Origin of the sequence: Paenibacillus xerothermodurans (assembly GCF_002220865.2) — a bacterium.
Taxonomy (GTDB): Bacteria; Bacillota; Bacilli; order Paenibacillales; family NBRC-103111; genus Paenibacillus_S; species Paenibacillus_S xerothermodurans.
This window is the reverse complement of the sequence record NZ_NHRJ02000005.1, coordinates 1-17,418: the sequence shown is the minus strand read 5'-3', so window position 1 is coordinate 17,418 and position 17,418 is coordinate 1. Positions and strand designations below refer to the sequence as shown.

Genomic DNA, 17,418 nt, shown 5'->3' with positions numbered 1-17,418 from the left:
GGAATTTTTATAGACACCATGGATAGAAGGGAGGGCACCATAATGGAGTCAAGCACTTTTGTGTTGTTTGGTGCCACCGGAGATTTGGCGAAACGCAAAATATACCCGGCATTGTACAACCTGTTTATAGATGGAAAACTAGCCCTGCCGTTTTCTGTCATCGGCCTTGGCAGGCGCCAGTTATCGGATCGCGAATTTCAGTCAAACGTAGAACAGTCCCTTAACAGCTTCTCTAGACGCAAACCGCATGATCCTTCGACTCTGCAGGCCTTTCTTAGCGCCTTCCGCTACTGTTCGTTGAACGTCTCCCAGCCGACGGATTATGGAAAGCTGCTAACGATGGCCCGCGAGCGGGAGGCGGAGCTGGGCATCCCGGAAAATCGCATCTTCTACCTCTCGGTGGCTCCGGAATTTTTCGGCACTATCGCGACCAACATCAAGCAAAGCGGACTGGGCACGGGACAGGGCTGGAAACGGCTGATCATCGAGAAGCCCTTCGGTCATGATTGGCAGTCAGCACGTGAGTTGAACGAGAAATTGAGCCAAACGTTTGAAGAGCATGAAGTATACCGGATCGATCACTATCTGGGAAAACATATGGTTCAGAACCTGGAGGTACTCGAATACGCGAACCCTATGATTCATGCGCTCTGGAGCAACCGGTACATCTCCAATGTACAAATCACGGCAAGTGAAACTGTGGGCGTGGAGCAGCGTGCCGGCTACTATGACCAGGCGGGTGCCATCCGTGACATGTTTCAGAATCATATGCTGCAGCTTTTAATGATGCTTGCTATGCACCTTCCACGGCCATCCAACCCTGAAGAAGTGCGGGCAAAGAAGAAACGGGTACTGGAGGCCCTGCGACCACTAAACAGAGGTGATGTTGCCGCGAACGTGGTGAGAGGTCAATACGATGCGGGTGAAATAGCCGGCAGGAATGTCGTGAAGTATACCGAGGAACCTGGCATAGATCCACATTCGAACACCGATACGTTCATTGCCGCACGTTTGTGGATTGATGATTATTTCTGGACGGGGGTCCCTTTTTATATACGGACGGGTAAAAGCTTGAACGAAAAATCGACACGCATTGTTGTTGAATTCAAGCAGCCGCTGCAGCACGGAGACGCCGTGCACAATTATCCTCCGAATCTTCTGGTGATAGAGATAGGCCCTGATGAAGGCATGTACTTGCAGTTGAACAGTAAAGATCCGCGTGATGGCAAAATCGAACCGTTCATCACAACTTCCCTTGGCAGACCTACGGATGTGCCTGAGGCTTATGAAAACCTGATTCACGATGCACTTGAGGGAGAACCGACATTCTTCGCGCATTGGGATGAGGTGGAACTGGCCTGGAAGTGGGTACAGCCAATTCTTGAGGCCTTTGAGGCGAACGAGGTGCCTCTACGCCGGTATCGGGCTGGCTCCGCCGGACCTGAAGCGTCATACCGGCTGCTCGAGCAACAAGGACATCAATGGTGGTTGGACAAGGTGCCGGCACACGACAGCACCACAGCAGATACGACTGGAGGGACGACACATGAAGTTTTTTCTTGATACGGGGAACATTGAAGAAATCAGAAGAATCAACCGTCTTGGCCTGGTTGATGGCGTGACGACGAATCCATCCATTATTGCAAAGGAGGGGAGACCCTTCAAGGATGTGATTCAGGAGATCGCGTCGATTGTCAGCGGCCCTGTCAGCGCCGAGGTGATCGGACTGTCCGTTGAAGAAATGCTGCAAGAAGCCCGCGAGTTAGCCGCTTGGGCGCCGAATGTGGTAATCAAGCTGCCGCTGACTGAAAATGGCCTGGAGGCGACCTATCGCCTCAGCCAAGAGGGGATTAAGACCAACGTAACGCTGGTCTTTTCTGCGGCACAAGGCTTAATGGCGGCGAAGGCTGGCGCGACGTACATCAGTCCGTTCATCGGCCGGCTGGATGATATCGCCGTTGAAGGCATGAAGCTCATCCGGGATTTGAAAATCATTCTCGACAATTATCGGCTCGACACCGAGATCATCGCCGCGAGCATCCGCAGCATCGGCCATGTCGAACAAGCCGCCATAGCAGGGGCGCATATTGCCACAATTCCGGGCTCTCTTCTGCCTACATTGTGGAAGCACCCGCTAACGGACGCTGGTATCGACCGGTTTCTGAAGGATTGGGAGAAGGTTCCGAAGGCGTGACAAACATCAAAAGGTAAGGAGGACGAGCGCATGGCCATTGCTTTTGATTATTCCAAAGTTCTGCCGTTTATGGACAAAAAAGAGGTTGACTATTTGGGTGAGTACGTCAAAACGGCACATAACTTACTTCACGAAAGGCGAAGTCCGGGTTCCGATTTTCTGGGTTGGATCGATCTGCCTGCCAATTACGACAAACAAGAGTTCGCCCGTATCAAACAGGCAGCTGAGCGGATACGCCATCATTCTCAAGCGTTGGTAGTGATTGGCATCGGAGGCTCTTACCTTGGCGCACGGGCTGCGATTGAAGCATTATCGCACACGTTTCATAATCAGCGCAGCGGCTTAACACAGGTCTACTTCGCCGGTCATAACTTGAGCTCCACTTACTTAACTCATTTATTTGAGCTGCTCGAAGGCAAGGACATATCCGTGAACGTGATTTCGAAATCGGGTACAACCACGGAGCCTGCGATAGCATTCCGTATTTTCCGTGAGTATATGGAGAAGAAATATGGTAAGGACGGGGCAAAACAGCGCATTTTTGCAACTACAGATCAAGCTCGGGGAGCACTCAAACAGCTCGCGGATGAAGAGGGCTACGAGACGTTTGTCATACCTGACGATGTCGGCGGCCGTTATTCCGTTCTGACGGCGGTGGGCTTGCTGCCGATCGCGGTGGCGGGTCTTGATATTGACCGAATGGTTGAAGGTGCAGCAGCGGCTATGCTTAAATATGCCAACCCTGACGTGACTGTGAACGAAAGCTACCAGTACGCAGCCGTACGTAACGCGCTCTATCGTAAAGGGAAAACAATCGAACTGCTGGTTAACTACGAGCCGTCCCTGCACTACGTATCTGAATGGTGGAAGCAGCTGTTCGGCGAAAGCGAAGGGAAAGACCAGAAGGGGTTGTTCCCTGCGTCCGTGGACTTTACAACGGATTTGCACTCAATGGGACAATATGTGCAGGAAGGCCGCCGGGATTTGATCGAAACTGTACTGCAGGTCAAAAAGCCGCGGGCGGAGCTAACTATAAAAGAAGATACAGCCAATCTGGACGGCTTGAACTTCCTGGCGGGCATGACGATGGATGAAGTAAATAAAAAAGCATTCCAAGGAACGCTTCTGGCTCATGTTGACGGTGGCGTGCCTAATATGGTCGTGCAGCTGGACGAGTTGAATGAATTCAACTTTGGCGAGATGGTATACTTCTTCGAAAAGGCGTGTGCGGTCAGCGGACTACTGCTTGGCGTCAACCCGTTCGATCAGCCAGGTGTGGAAGCTTACAAACGCAACATGTTCGCACTGTTGGGCAAACCCGGATTTGAAGAGGAGAAGGCCGCTCTGATGAAACGGCTGTCCAAGTAGTACGCGATAGAAAAGTGCACGATCACAAACAATATGGCCGCGGCTGCTACGCCACGGCCATTTTTTCATGCCTTACGACTTATCCCCTCCATTGTATCCGTTCAATACATCCGTGCCGTGAATGATCACTGTCGGCGGCGCAGCGGAATCTACAGGGGTATCTTCCATCGCCAACTCGTCCACACCGGCTTGTGCCTGTCCCTCCGCCGGATTTGTCCGCGCCTTGGCCGCGTCAGCCTGCCGGTTACCTCCCCTTTCTGCATCTTCGTATCTCGTATCCCCGTACACCGCGTCCAACGTTGTTGTGATAGCGTCTGTAGGACTTAGACCTTGATATCCTTCAAAAATAGTCTGTTCTTCGAGTCTTGTCTCATCCGTCTTTACCCAATCTGTCTTGAGTTCACCCTTCTTTGCCGCCATGTGAATTCCTCCTTCTAAGATTCAGAATTGCTTGTACTCTCCTCTGACAATGTGATTGCGAATCGGCGCTGCTGCAGTTGAGGGACCGATGCGGGTATACGGTACCTACACTATGTATTTAAACCTATTTATGGTTTGCAAATAATTTTTTGTATATACGCCGAACGCAATCAGCTTGTTCCGGTTGATTGTCCTCCGCTGCAGATTGGGATGACTTGCGGCCATAGCATGCCACCACACATGCGGCCACACCCGCCGCCACACAGCGCCGCCACATTGCCTGCTCAGCCGAATTCCCGACTCACGCCAGCTCAAGCTGCATGACTTTACCCGCCGCTGTTGTATAATAAAAACCAAAAGGGACAGGAAGGATTGATCTTATGCTGACCATCACCAGCTTTTCCGCACAATTGATCAAAGATCCTTTCGGCATTCTGCCGGGGTATCGCTATGAGTTTCTGCTTGATATTGCGGTGCCTGAGGATGATGAGTTATATTCCGAGCAAGGCCTGTATATTAGGGCCATCTATCGCGTGGAACCAGAACGGGCAGGTTTGATGAAGTACGAGATTTTTGAAAGAGACACGCAAAAGTACCTGGAATATGATTTGGAAGACGATGAAGTGGCAGCGGTGGAAGCATTTTGTAAGGAACACTTGGCGGAAGCCGAGTGAGCATGGCTGGAAGGGGTGGGGCTTCTTGTCCGATAAAAGGGCTGGCTCCTTGGTTATGTATACCGCGTTATGTGCTGGTGCCGGCGGGCTGTTATTGCTGATCTTTGGCGCCAGCTTCGGTGTATTTTTTATTATTGGCCTATGTATGTCTCTCCTGTGTGTGCGTGCGGTTTCCGTCCTGTGCGCACAGACGGACAAGCGCATATACAAAATTATTCATATCACGCTTTTAGCGGGCCTCCTCGGTTTTATCTGCTCATTTCTCGTCATAGAATCAATTATAGTGGCTAGTTCGCGCACGGATCAGACAGCATTGGAAGACGCCGACTATATGATTGTGTTAGGCGCCGGTTTAAAGGGCAGCGCATTATCCGATACGTTGCAGCGCAGATTGGACACAAGCATTCAAGTGATCCGGGGAAATCCGGCGATCCCAGTTATTTTATCAGGCGGGCAAGGTTCAGATGAGCATCTGAGCGAGGCGGAGGCTATGTACAAATATTTAGTGAGCCACGGTATTCCGCGTGAACGCCTGCTGTTGGAAAACAAATCGACCTCGACGGAGGAAAATCTCCTGTTCTCCAAGGAACTCATGAGCGCAAGAGGTGCGGTCAACCCGCGCGTAGCGATTGTCACAAGTGATTTTCATTTATTTAGAGCCAAACTGCTAGCCCGCCAAATAGGATTACCGCACACGGTCGGCATTGCCAGTTCATCGCCGTTTTTCGTTGAAGTCAACTACTTGATACGTGAGTATTTCGGAGTGTTGTACACACTGCTCTTGCCCGAGCGAGGTGCTCATAGCACTATGGCTGACGCATACGAAACCCAATAGTCCCTGTCGGTCGTGTTTAGCACGTGAGTCTCCTCTAGTCCGAACGCAGCTGTTCACCGTTCTCTTCCATTGATTCAGCTGTCAAAAGATGATAGAATTAATAGATTATAAAATAACATGAATTGCCGATGTTTTTCATAGCTTCGTCTGGTATCGTTCTGATTACCGGCGGCCGGATTGGTAGAGCTGACGTCTCCCCCGGCGCACGATTGCTATGTGCATCTTACTCTACAAGTCGGCATAAGCACGAATGTGCTCGTTAGTCGTTAGCGTTAAGGAGGAAAGGTATATGCTGCGTTTGGGACAAAAGGTGTATATCGTTGCAGACAGCTTTGAGCAAAATTTGCCCGTGGGCGAGTACGGTTACATTATCGCGTATGATCGGAATGCGGATAACGTATTTGACTACGTGGTTCGGATTCCTAAAATAAACAAGCATTTTTTCGTGCCGTCTACCGATGTTGAGCTGGAAGAGGTGCTGGTTCAGCAGGAGGTCGACCGTCTGGAGAGGGAAGCCTTGATAGACTTCGCCTTGGCCACCCGTAATGAGGAATTGTTTCGTCGAATCATGAACGGGGAAGAGGTTGAAGAGGAAAGCAAAGAAACGGCCAAGGAAGTGCAATCCCAGGCGGATTTTATCAAGCAGGTAAATCTGAAAGCTTGGATTTGACAACGTGCCCAGCTGCAACGAACGACAGCTCCCGGCGGGTGATCATTCATCCACTGGATAGCTGTTTTTTTGTGCTGCCGCTGGCTGACGAAATAATTGAGTTCAAATTCTATCTAGTCTATAATAAGGAAATGAATTTTGAGCTGTAATGTCGAACAGATTGTTCGTTATTAGCGAAATAGATGTTAATTACGGAGGCAGGTGCATTCGATGAGTATAACAATCAAAAATGTAGAGCATGTGGCTAATCTGGCGCGGCTTGAGTTGAACGAAGAGGAGAAGAGCAAGTTCACCGAGCAGTTAAATGCCATCCTAAAATATGTTGAAAAACTGAACGAACTGGACACGGACAATGTGGAGCCGACCAGCCATCCGGTGCCGCTGTTCAATGTAATGCGCGAGGACAAGACCAGACCTTCCTTGCCGATCGAAAAAGTGTTGCTAAACGCGCCGGAAGAAGAGGACGGACACATTAAGGTTCCGGCCGTACTAGAATAACCGATAACTTGAAGGGAGGACACGTTGTGTCTTTATTTGATCTTAGATTACAGGAAATTCACGACCGGCTGACAAACAAGCAAATCAGCGTTTCCGACCTGGTGAATGAATCCTATGACCGGATCAATCAGGTGGAAGGCAAAGTAAAAGCTTTCCTGACATTGGATGAAGAAAATGCCCGTGCGACCGCCAAGGCACTGGACGAGCAGTTGGTCAAAAGCGACACAAGAGGGCTGCTGTTCGGACTGCCGATCGGGTACAAGGACAACATTGTCACCGAGGGAGTCACGACAACATGCGCAAGCCAGTTTTTGCGTAACTTTAACCCGGTATACGACGCAACCGTCGTTGAAAGGCTGAAGGAAGCGCAAGTCGTTTCAATCGGTAAAATGAACATGGACGAATTCGCGATGGGCGGCTCGAACGAAAACTCCAGCTTCTACGATTGCTACAATCCTTGGAACCTGGATCATGTGCCGGGCGGCTCCAGCGGCGGTTCTGCAGCGGCGGTGGCCGCGGGGGAAGTGTATTTTTCGCTTGGCTCCGACACCGGCGGCTCCATCCGGCAGCCGGCGAGCTATTGCGGCATCGTCGGCTTGAAGCCAACCCATGGGTTGGTATCCCGCTTCGGCTTGGTCGCTTTCGCCTCATCTCTGGATCAGATCGGTCCCATGACCAAAAATGTAGAAGATAGCGCCTACCTGCTTCAGGCTATCGCGGGGCATGATCCGAAGGATTCGACGTCCGCTGAAGTTGACGTGCCGGATTATCTCAGTGCGTTGACCGGGGACATACGGGGTCTGCGCATTGCTGTGCCAAAAGAGTATTTCGGTGAAGGCATCGACCCGCAGGTGCGCGAGGCCGTCCTATCGGCTTTGAAGGTCATGGAGCGTCTTGGCGCGGTAGTTGAGGAAGTATCCCTGCCTCACAGTGAATATGCTGTCGCGGCATACTATGTAGTGTCATCCTCGGAGGCTTCTTCGAATTTGGCCCGCTTTGACGGCGTACGTTACGGTGTGCGTGCAGAGAATCCGGACAATCTGCTGGATCTTTATCGCAAATCACGCAGCGAAGGCTTCGGTTCGGAGGTCAAGCGCCGCATTATGCTAGGCACCTACGCGCTGAGCTCCGGTTATTACGATGCTTATTATTTGAAAGCACAGCAGGTACGGACGCTCATCAAGCAGGACTTTGAGAATGTGTTTGAAAAATACGACGTGATCGTCGGCCCAACAGTTCCGACAACCGCATTCAAAGTGGGGTCTCAACTCGATGACCCGCTGACGATGTACCTGAACGATATATTGACAGTACCTGTCAACTTGGCAGGCGTGCCCGCAATCAGCATCCCATGCGGCTTCGCTGACGGATTGCCGATCGGATTGCAGATTATCGGCAAAGCCTTCGACGAATCGACGGTATTGCGAGCTGCTCATGCATTTGAACAGAACACGGATTTCCATAAGCAGCGCCCCCAACTCTAAGGAAAGGAGCAACCAAGATGTCGGTTACGCAAACCAAAAAATACGAAACAGTGATCGGACTTGAGGTTCACGTAGAGCTTCACACCGAATCAAAAATCTTTTGCGGCTGCTCCACCTCTTTTGGCGCGCCGCCCAACACCCACACCTGTCCGGTTTGCCTGGGATATCCCGGAGTTCTACCCGTTCTGAACAAGCAAGCGGTGGAATATGCGATGAAAGCCGCTATGGCGTTAAATTGCCAAATTGCCACAGACAGCAAATTTGACCGTAAGAATTACTTTTACCCGGATTCACCAAAAGCTTATCAGATTTCACAGTATGACAAGCCGATCGGTGAGCATGGCTGGATAGAGATTGAGGTGGGCGGGGAAACCAAACGGATCGGTGTCACTCGCGTGCATTTGGAGGAAGACGCCGGCAAGCTCACGCACGTGGACGGCGGCTACGCGTCCCTAGCGGACTACAACCGCGTAGGCACGCCGCTCATTGAGATTGTATCGGAGCCAGATCTCCGTTCTCCGGAGGAAGCGCGCGCATATCTCGAGAAGCTCAAAGCCATCATGCAGTACTGCGACGTGTCGGATGTGAAAATGGAGGAAGGTTCCCTTCGCTGCGACGCGAACGTCAGCATTCGCCCGTATGGCCAGGAGAAATTCGGGACGCGTACGGAATTGAAGAACATGAACTCCTTCCGTGGAGTGCAGCGCGGCTTGGAATATGAGGAGTGGCGCCAAGCCGAGCTGTTGGACAGCAGCGAGCAGGTTGTACAGGAGACACGCCGTTGGGATGAAGCACAGGGCAAGACGCTGACCATGAGAAGCAAGGAAGAGGCGCATGACTATCGTTATTTTCCGGATCCGGATCTTGTACGTGTGCATATCGATGATGAATGGAAAGCGCGGGTGAAGGCAAGTATTCCGGAACTGCCTGATGCACGTAAGGCGCGTTACGTAAGTGAGTACAATTTGCCGAGCTATGATGCGGAGGTCATCACATCCTCGATTGCACTCGCAGATTTCTTCGAGGAAAGCTTACACTCTACGAAGGATGCCAAGGCGGTCTCCAACTGGATTATGGGGGATCTGCTGGGCTATCTGAATGCCAACAACCAGGAATTGGAGCAGGTGCGCATTACCGGTAAAGGTCTTGGTGAAATGATCGGATTGATCGAGAAGGGCACCATTAGCAGTAAAATTGCGAAAACTGTATTCAAGACCATGCTCGAAACCGGCAAGGAACCTCAAACAATCGTTGAGGAGCAGGGGCTCGTGCAGATTAGCGATGAGGGTGCCATTAAAGCGGTCGTCGAGCAGGTCATCGCCAACAACCCGCAATCCGTGGCTGACTTCCAAGCAGGGAAAGAAAAAGCGGTCGGATTCCTGGTCGGACAAGTCATGAAGGAGACTAAAGGTAAGGCCAACCCTGGCTTGGTGAACAAGCTGATTATTGAGCAGTTGAAGCAATAACGTCTCACTGTAGTGTTACTGAAGTGGCACTCCAGTCCCACCACGTGGAGTCCACGTAAAGTGCTATACGAGCAGCCTTTCGCGCATGTGCGAAAGGCTGTTTTTTTTGGTATCAAAGTGGCGTGGTGCATGGCGCTGTTGTATAATTTTGGTCATGTCTTCTAGTTTTTGTTGTGGGGGGATCTGGTGATTCAGCAAATCGATTTGAACAACAACATGCAGGTATTGGAACTGCTTATGCTGCAGCAGCTATCCTACCGCGTTGAAGCCAGATTGATCGGCTTCAAGGAAATTCCCCCGTTGTGGGATTCCCCGAAAACCTTAAGGGACTCCGGCGAGCTTTTTTTCGGATATTATGAGCATGAGCAGCTGGTTGGAGCCATTTCCTTTAAACAGAACGTTAAAGAATTTACCATCTGCAGGCTTATGGTGCATCCTTCGTACTTCCGCCGGGGCATTGCCAGCCAGCTGCTTGAATTTGCCGAAAGCTGTGCGGCGCCTGGCACACTAATCAAGGTATCCACCGGCACCAACAATGAACCGGCCGTTCGACTGTACATCAAGCACGGATATACACCTGGACAAATAATGGAAATATCACCTGGGATAACGCTTACCGTGTTTCACAAAACGGCGAATACACTTGATAATCATTGAAATTCACGCGGCAGCCGTTGATTGTTTTCGTCCACTCTCCGTGAGCTGCGCACCGCAACCACAGCTCGTCTGGAGATCCCCTTTGCAGATGCAGCGACGCAAGGTATGGCCTCGACAACAACGAGCGTTCAATTGGATGCGATGGCGCTGGTGACTGCAATGCGATCCTCTTCTTCTACATGCGTGAAATCATTCATTAGATGAAAGGCCACAAAGACGTCACCGATATGTCCATAACCGCTGCGTCCCCGGAATAACCATTCACCTTTCGGCAGACGGCCAACTACTTCCGGAGCATGCGCATCCGACAGCGCCGACAATCTCCACAACTGGACCACTGAATCTCGATGAAACAACACTTCTCCATGTGGGCCCCACCGCATAGTGTGGGGCGATGAATGCGTAGGTGTGCGCCTGTTCGGTCACCTCGCAGCTTGCGTCGGCGAACGAGATTGCTATATTAGGATCCTCTTTAGGCGGAGTTATACTCATCATCATTGGGGTGATTATGTTTTTCCGGGAATCGACGAGGAAGTGAAGGACGCAGCTCCAGTGAACTTGCCCAAGATTTGGATTAGTTTACGGATCGATTTCCATACACACCGTGCAAGGAACATAAATGCAAGCATTCGCACCGCCAGTTTCGTTGACAAATTGAAACAAAGCCGCTTAAAATAAACCCAAAGCTTCTTAAGAATACTTTGGCGGTGAATAAAGCATGAACTCTCGTTTGGCGCAAGCGTTGACAAAGTTGAAATCAACTGGCGTACGCATGACCCCGCAAAGGCACGCGATTCTAACCTATTTGATGAACACGATGACGCATCCCACGGCTGATGATATTTACAAGTCTTTAGCACCGCGCTTTCCAAGCATGAGCGTGGCCACAGTGTACAATAATTTGAAAGTGTTCATTGAAACAGGACTCATACGAGAAATGACATACGGGGACCAGTCGAGCCGCTTTGACGCCGACATGTCGGATCATTATCACGTATTATGTGAACGCTGCGGCAAGATGGTAGATTTCCCGTACAAACCGCTGGATGATCTGGAACGAACTGCAAATTTAACAACCGGATTCTTGGTTAAAAGCCACCGTGTCGAAGTGTATGGATTGTGCGCAGATTGCTGCTCTGTGAGAGAGCATTAAGGCTACATACCGGAGCAAACCGCTGTTAATCATGCGGCCAACCCGCGTGCTTCAGAACCTTTGTCAAACAAGGTCTGAGGCATTTTTTTTGCAACTATTTGGAAATTCAAGGCGTCTAGATACTATAGCCGATCATCGTGGGAGTGAAACAATGGAGACGGATTACGGGGTGCCAAGAACCAAACGAAGAAAAGTAAGAAAACCACCTTTTATGTTAGTCCTGGCAGCGATGATTTTGAGCGCTGCGACCGTGTTCTACTGGTACCAATACGTGCCGACCAGCCGGCATGAAAATCCCGACTTCAACGGACTGGAGAAGCCGGTGTTCTACCGTGGTGTCATGCTGGACCAATCCGCAATCGGAACGCAGGAAAGCCTCAAGCTCCCTTTTACAACCGTGCAAGAGCTGCTGGATCCCACCATGATACATGAAGAAGCAACCGATTCAACTATTATCACCACACAAGATAAAGTGATTAGGCTGCGCACCAGCCAATTGACCGGCATGATCAATGAAAAACCCTTTGACCTCAAGTTTCCGCTGGAAAAATCAAACGATGTACTATACCTGCCCATGGAACCGCTTAAGCAGTTGTATCACTTTGAATTACGGGAGTCGCCTGACACCGGAGCTGTAATTTTGGTCAAAGACAGCGACACGATCACATGGGGCAAAACAATAGGATACCCGAATAAACCGGATAGAACCATTCCCATGCGGAGCGGCCCGCTGATTAAAGCGCCGATTTTGGCCGAGCTGAACCAGCAGGCGGATGTCATGATCTGGGCCGTGGAGCCAGACTGGTTTAAAGTGCAGCTAACAAACGGCTATATGGGCTACATTCAGAAAAAACACCTGATGCAGGATCGCACGGAAAGCATTCCCGAACAGAAACTTCCACCTGCGTTCGTTCCGGCGAGACCGATAAATGGCAAGCTTAATCTGACCTGGGAGCAGGTTGTCACGAAAACACCGGACCCTGCGCAATTCCCGCCCATGCCCGGCTTGAACGTGGTCAGTCCAACGTGGTTCCATCTCGCGGACGGTGAAGGTAACCTCAAAAACCTCGCCGACCCCGCGTATGTTAAATGGGCCCACAGCCAGAATATTCAGGTCTGGGGATTGTTCAGCAATGGATTTGAGCCGAAGCAGACCACTGAGGCCTTGGCCACTTACGATAAGCGCATGAAAATGATCAAACAGCTGCTAAGCTTTGCGCAGTTGTACTCGCTCCAAGGCATTAACATTGATTTCGAGAATGTGAATCTAAAGGATAAGGACAATCTGGTGCAATTCGTGCGGGAAATGGTACCGCTAATGCACGAGCAGGGGCTGACCGTGTCTATCGATGTCACCCCCAAATCTACCAGTGAAAACTGGTCGATGTTCTATGACCGGAAAGCGTTGGCCGAGTCGGTAGATTATATGATGCTTATGGCATACGATGAGCATTGGGCGAGCAGTCCAATCGCCGGCTCGGTTGCTTCACTTCCATGGGCGGAAAAGAGCCTCACCCGTATTCTGCAGGAAGACAGTGTTCCACCCTCCAAGCTGATATTGTCGGTACCGTTTTACACGCGTGTGTGGACAGAAGAAAGAGTGAACGGCAAAACCAAAGTCAGCTCGCGGGCCGTTTTCATGGATAATCCGCAAAAAGCGATCGAGGAGAAAAAATTAACCCCACAATATCTGCCTGAAGCCGGGCAAAATTATGTTGAGTACGAAGAGGGGAACAAGCGCATCAGAATTTGGCTGGAGGACGAGGTCTCTATGAAAGCGCGTATGGATTTAATCAAAAAGTATGACTTGGCCGGGGTGGCCTCTTGGCGAAGGGGCTACGAGAACCCCAAGATCTGGAGCCTGATACAGCAGGCGTTAAATGAGTGACATTACGCGTCATTACAAACGCTATCATCAACCTTTCGACTACAACCGTTTTACGTTTCCATTTCATTTGCCTTGCAGGCTGACGCAAAAAACCTGGATTACCCGTACCGATCTGGTTCAGGCAGCCAGGTTTTTTCTTTAGTGTTCCAAGCTTTTCGCGTTGGGATCATGCTTCGGATCAAGGGAAAGAATCGTTTTGCAGAACATACAGCGGTCGGTCTTGCCTAATAGTTTGGTTGGCTTGCCACATTCAGGACATTCTACTACTGTCGCGCTTGTGGACATCATACCCGCCCAGAAATACACCCCCATGCTGGCCAGCATCGCCATCGCCCCGATCACCATGAAAGCACCGGCTATGATTTTTCCCGCCGCTCCCCAGTTAAATACGATACCGGCCAACCCTGCGATCATCAACAGCATGCCGCCCATAGTCAATAACAGCCCCCACAGACGGAACTCGTTAACTTTGCTGGACTTAAATCTCATCGCGTCACTTCTCTCTTAAAATAAAATGTGATATTTGTCACAAAATCAAGGCAGGAAACTGATCTGCCATGTAGAAATAAGATGTATCACGGATGCAGAGAGGCACAATTATGTACATAACATCATTAACACATGGCCCGACGTGACAACTGATAACAGTTACATTATATAAAAGACGACGTGGGCAGACAAGAAATATGAAGGACTACCATGGTGTGGATTCTGTGGCCGCCTAGACGCACATGTATCTGCCATCGGTAGTCGCCACCTCGTTGACTGGATCTTGAAAGGAGAGATTCTTCTGGATCGGGACATTCACCTGAAGGACCTACAGCATGAGCTGGAATGGCCTTCAGCCGCCAAAGAACACCTACTGCTGCTCGAATTCTCCAAGTTTTTGCGAACATATTTGCAAAGCAAGGAACACCTTATGCAAGGTCATATATCGGATGCATACGATAATGTGTTGGAAGCTCTGCAGCATTGGGCCAAAATTGTGATCATCGAAGCTGGTTTCAATCCCAAAACAACCGTGTGGAATCAGCTGAAAAGTATTAATCCTGGCGTGTATAAGCTCTTTGAAGAGTTGACCTCAAGCCATGAGACGCTCACGCAGCGAGTGCAGTTAGTGCTGCTCGCCTCTGAATTTTCCGTGATGAACAAAATGCAGCGCTGCTGCCAAATGCTGCTCCGGGTGCTGTCCGGCCGGGATGTGGCATGGAGCTTGCCTGAGCTGCAGCAGAATCACTTGCTGTCCGGCGTCAGTGTGGAACTTCCAATGCTGCTGGAATGGTTGGTCAAAAAGTCACTTGCCAAGGAAATCATTTATACGATAGATGAACAGATGAATGAACTGGAAATCCGCTATACCGGTGTGTGACTGTGAAACATTTCATAGCATGTGAATAGGCTGCGATTCGCCGTTGCTCTTTCCTCTATGAGCCTCACGCAAGAAAGCAGCACAATCTGAACCTGTCACGCGGGAGTGCAGCACATCTGAACCTGTCACGCAGGAGCGCAGCACATCTGAACCCGGCACGCAGGCGAGCAGCACCATCTAACCTGTCACGCAGGAGCGCAGCACAATCTGACCTGTCACGCGGGAGCGCAGCACATTTGCACCTGCGCACGCAGGCGAGCAGCACATCTGAACCCGGCACGCAGGCGAGCAGCGCACACCCTGGCATGCGGCTTGTCAGAAGATTCTACGCGACAATAATACCTTTTTCTGGTATACTGTTTGTGGACAACTGAATAGCCACTAGGGGAGCCTCACCATGCGAGGCTGAGAGAAGGACGCTTAGTTCCTTGACCCTTGGAACCTGATTGGCGTGCTAGCACTTGCTTCTGGATTATACCAGCGTAGGGAAGTGGACGGATGTAAAACTCGCTGATTTCCAGCTTGGAGTTTACGAGAGTCAACCATATGCGGTTGACTTTTTTATTGCGCGGGGATTGGTTGCGCTGCCGGCTCGCAAGTTGTGAACATTGGCTGCTCTAATGGCATTGTACGTGAAGTTGCTGTGCGGATAGTAGTTTATATGAACTGTTGTGACAGCTGATCAACAGCACACAGGCCGGGCGTACTAGCGCCGGCCGGGATTTGTTTCTACTTTATTCACTTTGCCCGGGCGTGCGCATATGCCTTTTCTCAACCTAATTGTTGAAAGCGGGGTGTCGACCATGCAATTAATTATCAACGGCGAAGCTCGCCAAGTGTGTGACGTGAATAGCGTATCGGATTTACTATTGTCATTTAAACTCGAACATAAAATTTTAGTCGTCGAACTCAACCGCGAAATCATCGACCGCGCTGACTATGGCATAACGGCATTGCGGGACGGGGATCGTCTTGAAATCGTCCATTTCGTGGGCGGCGGCTGACAGTCATCGCAATTGGTGTCATACGACAATTTGCATTCAGCAGCGCGACTAGTGTGATACGCGAATGAAACACATTCATCAACGCTGTCCAAATGGCAATGAGTCACGTGTAACTCACCAATCCGGTTCGAATACCGTAACATCAACGCTGTGGCAGACGGCAAAAAGTGACATGCAGCCATGCTTCTGCGCATATGGCAAATCGCCACATTCCGTCAATGCTGTGGGACACGGCAATGATCCACATTCCTATAGACTGTGCCTTGGTGTGGGGTGTGGACGTGAGCTCGCACATATGTCATCAGCAGGTTTATGGGTTTTCCATTATAAATTTGTTGGAGGTACATCTCTTATGAATGATCTGTTGAAGATTGGTCCATATGAATTCAAATCCCGGCTGTTGTTAGGTACGGGAAAATTCAATTCGCTGGATGTTCAAAATAAAGCTGTTGAGGCGTCCGAGGCTGATGTCTTGACGTTTGCCATTCGTCGTTTGCCTATCGATAATCCTGACGCTCCTAACTTTTTGGAAACGCTTGATCTAAAAAAATTCACTCTGCTGCCGAATACCGCGGGCGCGTTCACCGTGGACGAAGCAGTTCGCATTGCCAAACTGGCAAAGGCGACAGGACTGTGCGATATGATCAAAGTAGAGGTGATCGGCGATCCAAGAACACTGCTGCCCGATCCGATCGGAACGCTGGAGGCGACGAAAACATTAGTGGATCTCGGCTTTATTGTACTACCCTACACTTCCGATGATCCAATTCTTGCGAGGAAACTGCAGGAAGCGGGCGCGGCAGCGGTTATGCCAGGCGCCTCACCGATCGGTTCCGGCCAGGGTATAGCAAATCCTAACCAGCTGCGATTTATCATTGAGGAGGCCAAAGTGCCTGTTATCGTTGATGCCGGCATCGGCGGACCAGCCGATGCCGCTTTAGCGATGGAGCTCGGTGCGGATGGCGTGCTTCTAAATACAGCCGTTGCAGGAGCTCAAGATCCTGTTGTGATGGCGGAAGCATTTAAGCTTGCAGTGAACGCTGGACGCAAAGGCTACCTAGCCGGACGTATTGCTAAAAAACGCTATGCTTCCGCAAGCAGCCCGTTGGAAGGAATGATCGAGTAACGGTTGGGTTTGTATGACTCACGTTCTAGCGGTGATATGTGCACTAGTGCGCGCATTCAGCTGGCTCGCGAAATCATCTAAAGTGGATACAACGGCGGTGCGCGCGGCATCAGAGACGCATCGCTCCGTTCGTATTCTAAGCGGTGAAAAAGATTTACGCAATTATGCTTGACTTTATGCTTGGATCTATGATACATTATATCTCGCCGCTAAAAATGGCACCATTCATTTAAGAGCGAAATTGTATACAGTGTTGGTATGTTGGTTAAAATAAACACTTGCAATTAGCTAGGTGAATATGGTATATTAAAAAAGTCGCCGCTAAAACAAATCATCAAATTAGTGAAATTTGATTTTGTTGAAAATAATCAATAATGGCGCGATTTGAAACAATATTGCCCTTTGAAAACTGAACAACGAGTGAGTGTAAAATAAAGAGAATGAAAATTCTCGCTAGCATTAGTTTTTTGAGCTTAAGACAAGCTTAGCTGATAGACCGCTGCTAACGCAGCAATTTATTGGAGAGTTTGATCCTGGCTCAGGACGAACGCTGGCGGCGTGCCTAATACATGCAAGTCGAGCGGATCTCACCTTCGGGTGAGATTAGCGGCG

General features: G+C 50.2%; 18 protein-coding genes, 1 rRNA gene and 1 riboswitch. Of the genes, 16 read left to right on the top strand and 3 right to left on the bottom strand.

The annotated features are described in order from the left end of the window. The first annotated feature begins 42 nt into the window (after positions 1-42). From zwf to CBW46_RS10890, 3 genes are read left to right on the top strand one after another with little or no spacing between them, the layout of a single operon-like run. The gene (zwf, locus tag CBW46_RS10900; RefSeq protein WP_089200049.1) at positions 43-1,563 is read left to right on the top strand and encodes a glucose-6-phosphate dehydrogenase; all 1,521 of its coding nucleotides are present in this window, start codon (positions 43-45) and stop codon (positions 1,561-1,563) included. Continuing rightward, complete coding sequence (gene fsa, locus CBW46_RS10895; protein WP_089200048.1) at positions 1,547-2,194, top strand: fructose-6-phosphate aldolase; 648 nt, start codon at positions 1,547-1,549, stop codon at positions 2,192-2,194. The genes zwf and fsa overlap by 17 nt, the downstream gene beginning before the upstream one ends. A gap of 30 nt (positions 2,195-2,224) precedes the next feature. Beyond that, entirely contained in the window at positions 2,225-3,562 is a 1,338-nt protein-coding gene (locus CBW46_RS10890; protein WP_089200047.1) for a glucose-6-phosphate isomerase, read from the top strand. Between the two features lie 72 nt (positions 3,563-3,634). Here the strand turns inward: CBW46_RS10890 and CBW46_RS10885 are convergent, their stop codons facing one another. Continuing rightward, positions 3,635-3,982 carry a hypothetical protein gene (locus tag CBW46_RS10885; protein ID WP_089200046.1) on the bottom strand — a complete coding sequence of 116 codons (348 nt, stop codon included), beginning with the start codon at positions 3,980-3,982 and terminating at the stop codon, positions 3,635-3,637. Between the two features lie 380 nt (positions 3,983-4,362). On the opposite strand from CBW46_RS10885, the gene CBW46_RS10880 reads away from it, so the two are divergent. The 7 genes from CBW46_RS10880 (at position 4,363) to CBW46_RS10850 (ending at position 10,266) form a co-directional block, all read left to right on the top strand. Further along, the gene (locus CBW46_RS10880; RefSeq protein WP_089200045.1) at positions 4,363-4,656 is read left to right on the top strand and encodes a DUF6509 family protein; all 294 of its coding nucleotides are present in this window, start codon (positions 4,363-4,365) and stop codon (positions 4,654-4,656) included. Between the two features lie 25 nt (positions 4,657-4,681). Beyond that, a complete protein-coding gene (locus CBW46_RS10875; RefSeq protein WP_165842270.1) occupies positions 4,682-5,491 on the top strand; it encodes a YdcF family protein in 810 nt (269 codons plus the stop codon). Positions 5,492-5,780: 289 nt separating this feature from the next. After that, positions 5,781-6,161: an ATPase gene (locus CBW46_RS10870; RefSeq protein WP_089200043.1), complete on the top strand. Its 381-nt coding sequence runs from the start codon at positions 5,781-5,783 to the stop codon at positions 6,159-6,161. Positions 6,162-6,371: 210 nt separating this feature from the next. Continuing rightward, positions 6,372-6,659, top strand: coding sequence for an Asp-tRNA(Asn)/Glu-tRNA(Gln) amidotransferase subunit GatC (gene gatC, locus CBW46_RS10865; RefSeq protein ID WP_089200042.1), 288 nt, complete (start codon positions 6,372-6,374; stop codon positions 6,657-6,659). Between the two features lie 26 nt (positions 6,660-6,685). Next, positions 6,686-8,143 carry an Asp-tRNA(Asn)/Glu-tRNA(Gln) amidotransferase subunit GatA gene (gatA, locus tag CBW46_RS10860; RefSeq protein ID WP_089200041.1) on the top strand — a complete coding sequence of 486 codons (1,458 nt, stop codon included), beginning with the start codon at positions 6,686-6,688 and terminating at the stop codon, positions 8,141-8,143. A 17-nt stretch (positions 8,144-8,160) separates the two neighbouring features. After that, positions 8,161-9,609 (top strand): Asp-tRNA(Asn)/Glu-tRNA(Gln) amidotransferase subunit GatB, encoded by a 1,449-nt coding sequence (gatB, locus tag CBW46_RS10855; protein WP_089200040.1) that lies wholly within the window; start codon positions 8,161-8,163, stop codon positions 9,607-9,609. 186 nt (positions 9,610-9,795) lie between these two features. Then, positions 9,796-10,266, top strand: a complete 471-nt coding sequence (locus CBW46_RS10850; RefSeq protein ID WP_089200039.1) for a GNAT family N-acetyltransferase — start codon at positions 9,796-9,798, stop codon at positions 10,264-10,266. 128 nt (positions 10,267-10,394) lie between these two features. On the opposite strand, the gene CBW46_RS10845 is transcribed toward CBW46_RS10850, so the two are convergent. Next, positions 10,395-10,622: a hypothetical protein gene (locus CBW46_RS10845; protein WP_089200038.1), complete on the bottom strand. Its 228-nt coding sequence runs from the start codon at positions 10,620-10,622 to the stop codon at positions 10,395-10,397. Positions 10,623-10,984: 362 nt separating this feature from the next. Here CBW46_RS10845 and CBW46_RS10840 point away from each other — a divergent pair, with 362 nt between their 5' ends. Both CBW46_RS10840 and CBW46_RS10835 read left to right on the top strand, forming a co-directional pair. After that, positions 10,985-11,419, top strand: a complete 435-nt coding sequence (locus CBW46_RS10840) for a Fur family transcriptional regulator (protein WP_089200037.1) — start codon at positions 10,985-10,987, stop codon at positions 11,417-11,419. Positions 11,420-11,570: 151 nt separating this feature from the next. Then, on the top strand, positions 11,571-13,307 hold the full coding sequence (locus CBW46_RS10835; RefSeq protein WP_207802274.1) for a glycosyl hydrolase family 18 protein: 1,737 nt from the start codon (positions 11,571-11,573) through the stop codon (positions 13,305-13,307). A gap of 138 nt (positions 13,308-13,445) precedes the next feature. Here the strand turns inward: CBW46_RS10835 and CBW46_RS10830 are convergent, their stop codons facing one another. Then, positions 13,446-13,796 carry a DUF2614 family zinc ribbon-containing protein gene (locus tag CBW46_RS10830; protein ID WP_089200036.1) on the bottom strand — a complete coding sequence of 117 codons (351 nt, stop codon included), beginning with the start codon at positions 13,794-13,796 and terminating at the stop codon, positions 13,446-13,448. A 283-nt stretch (positions 13,797-14,079) separates the two neighbouring features. Here CBW46_RS10830 and CBW46_RS10825 point away from each other — a divergent pair, with 283 nt between their 5' ends. From CBW46_RS10825 to CBW46_RS10810, 4 genes are all read left to right on the top strand, one after another. Beyond that, positions 14,080-14,676: a hypothetical protein gene (locus CBW46_RS10825; RefSeq protein WP_089200035.1), complete on the top strand. Its 597-nt coding sequence runs from the start codon at positions 14,080-14,082 to the stop codon at positions 14,674-14,676. A 373-nt stretch (positions 14,677-15,049) separates the two neighbouring features. Further along, positions 15,050-15,182: riboswitch (TPP riboswitch) on the top strand. 297 nt (positions 15,183-15,479) lie between these two features. Further along, positions 15,480-15,680, top strand: a complete 201-nt coding sequence (gene thiS, locus CBW46_RS10820) for a sulfur carrier protein ThiS (RefSeq protein ID WP_089200227.1) — start codon at positions 15,480-15,482, stop codon at positions 15,678-15,680. 352 nt (positions 15,681-16,032) lie between these two features. After that, a complete protein-coding gene (locus tag CBW46_RS10815) occupies positions 16,033-16,806 on the top strand; it encodes a thiazole synthase (RefSeq protein ID WP_089200034.1) in 774 nt (257 codons plus the stop codon). A gap of 515 nt (positions 16,807-17,321) precedes the next feature. Beyond that, positions 17,322-17,418: ribosomal RNA gene (locus CBW46_RS10810) — 16S ribosomal RNA — on the top strand; the annotation flags it as partial.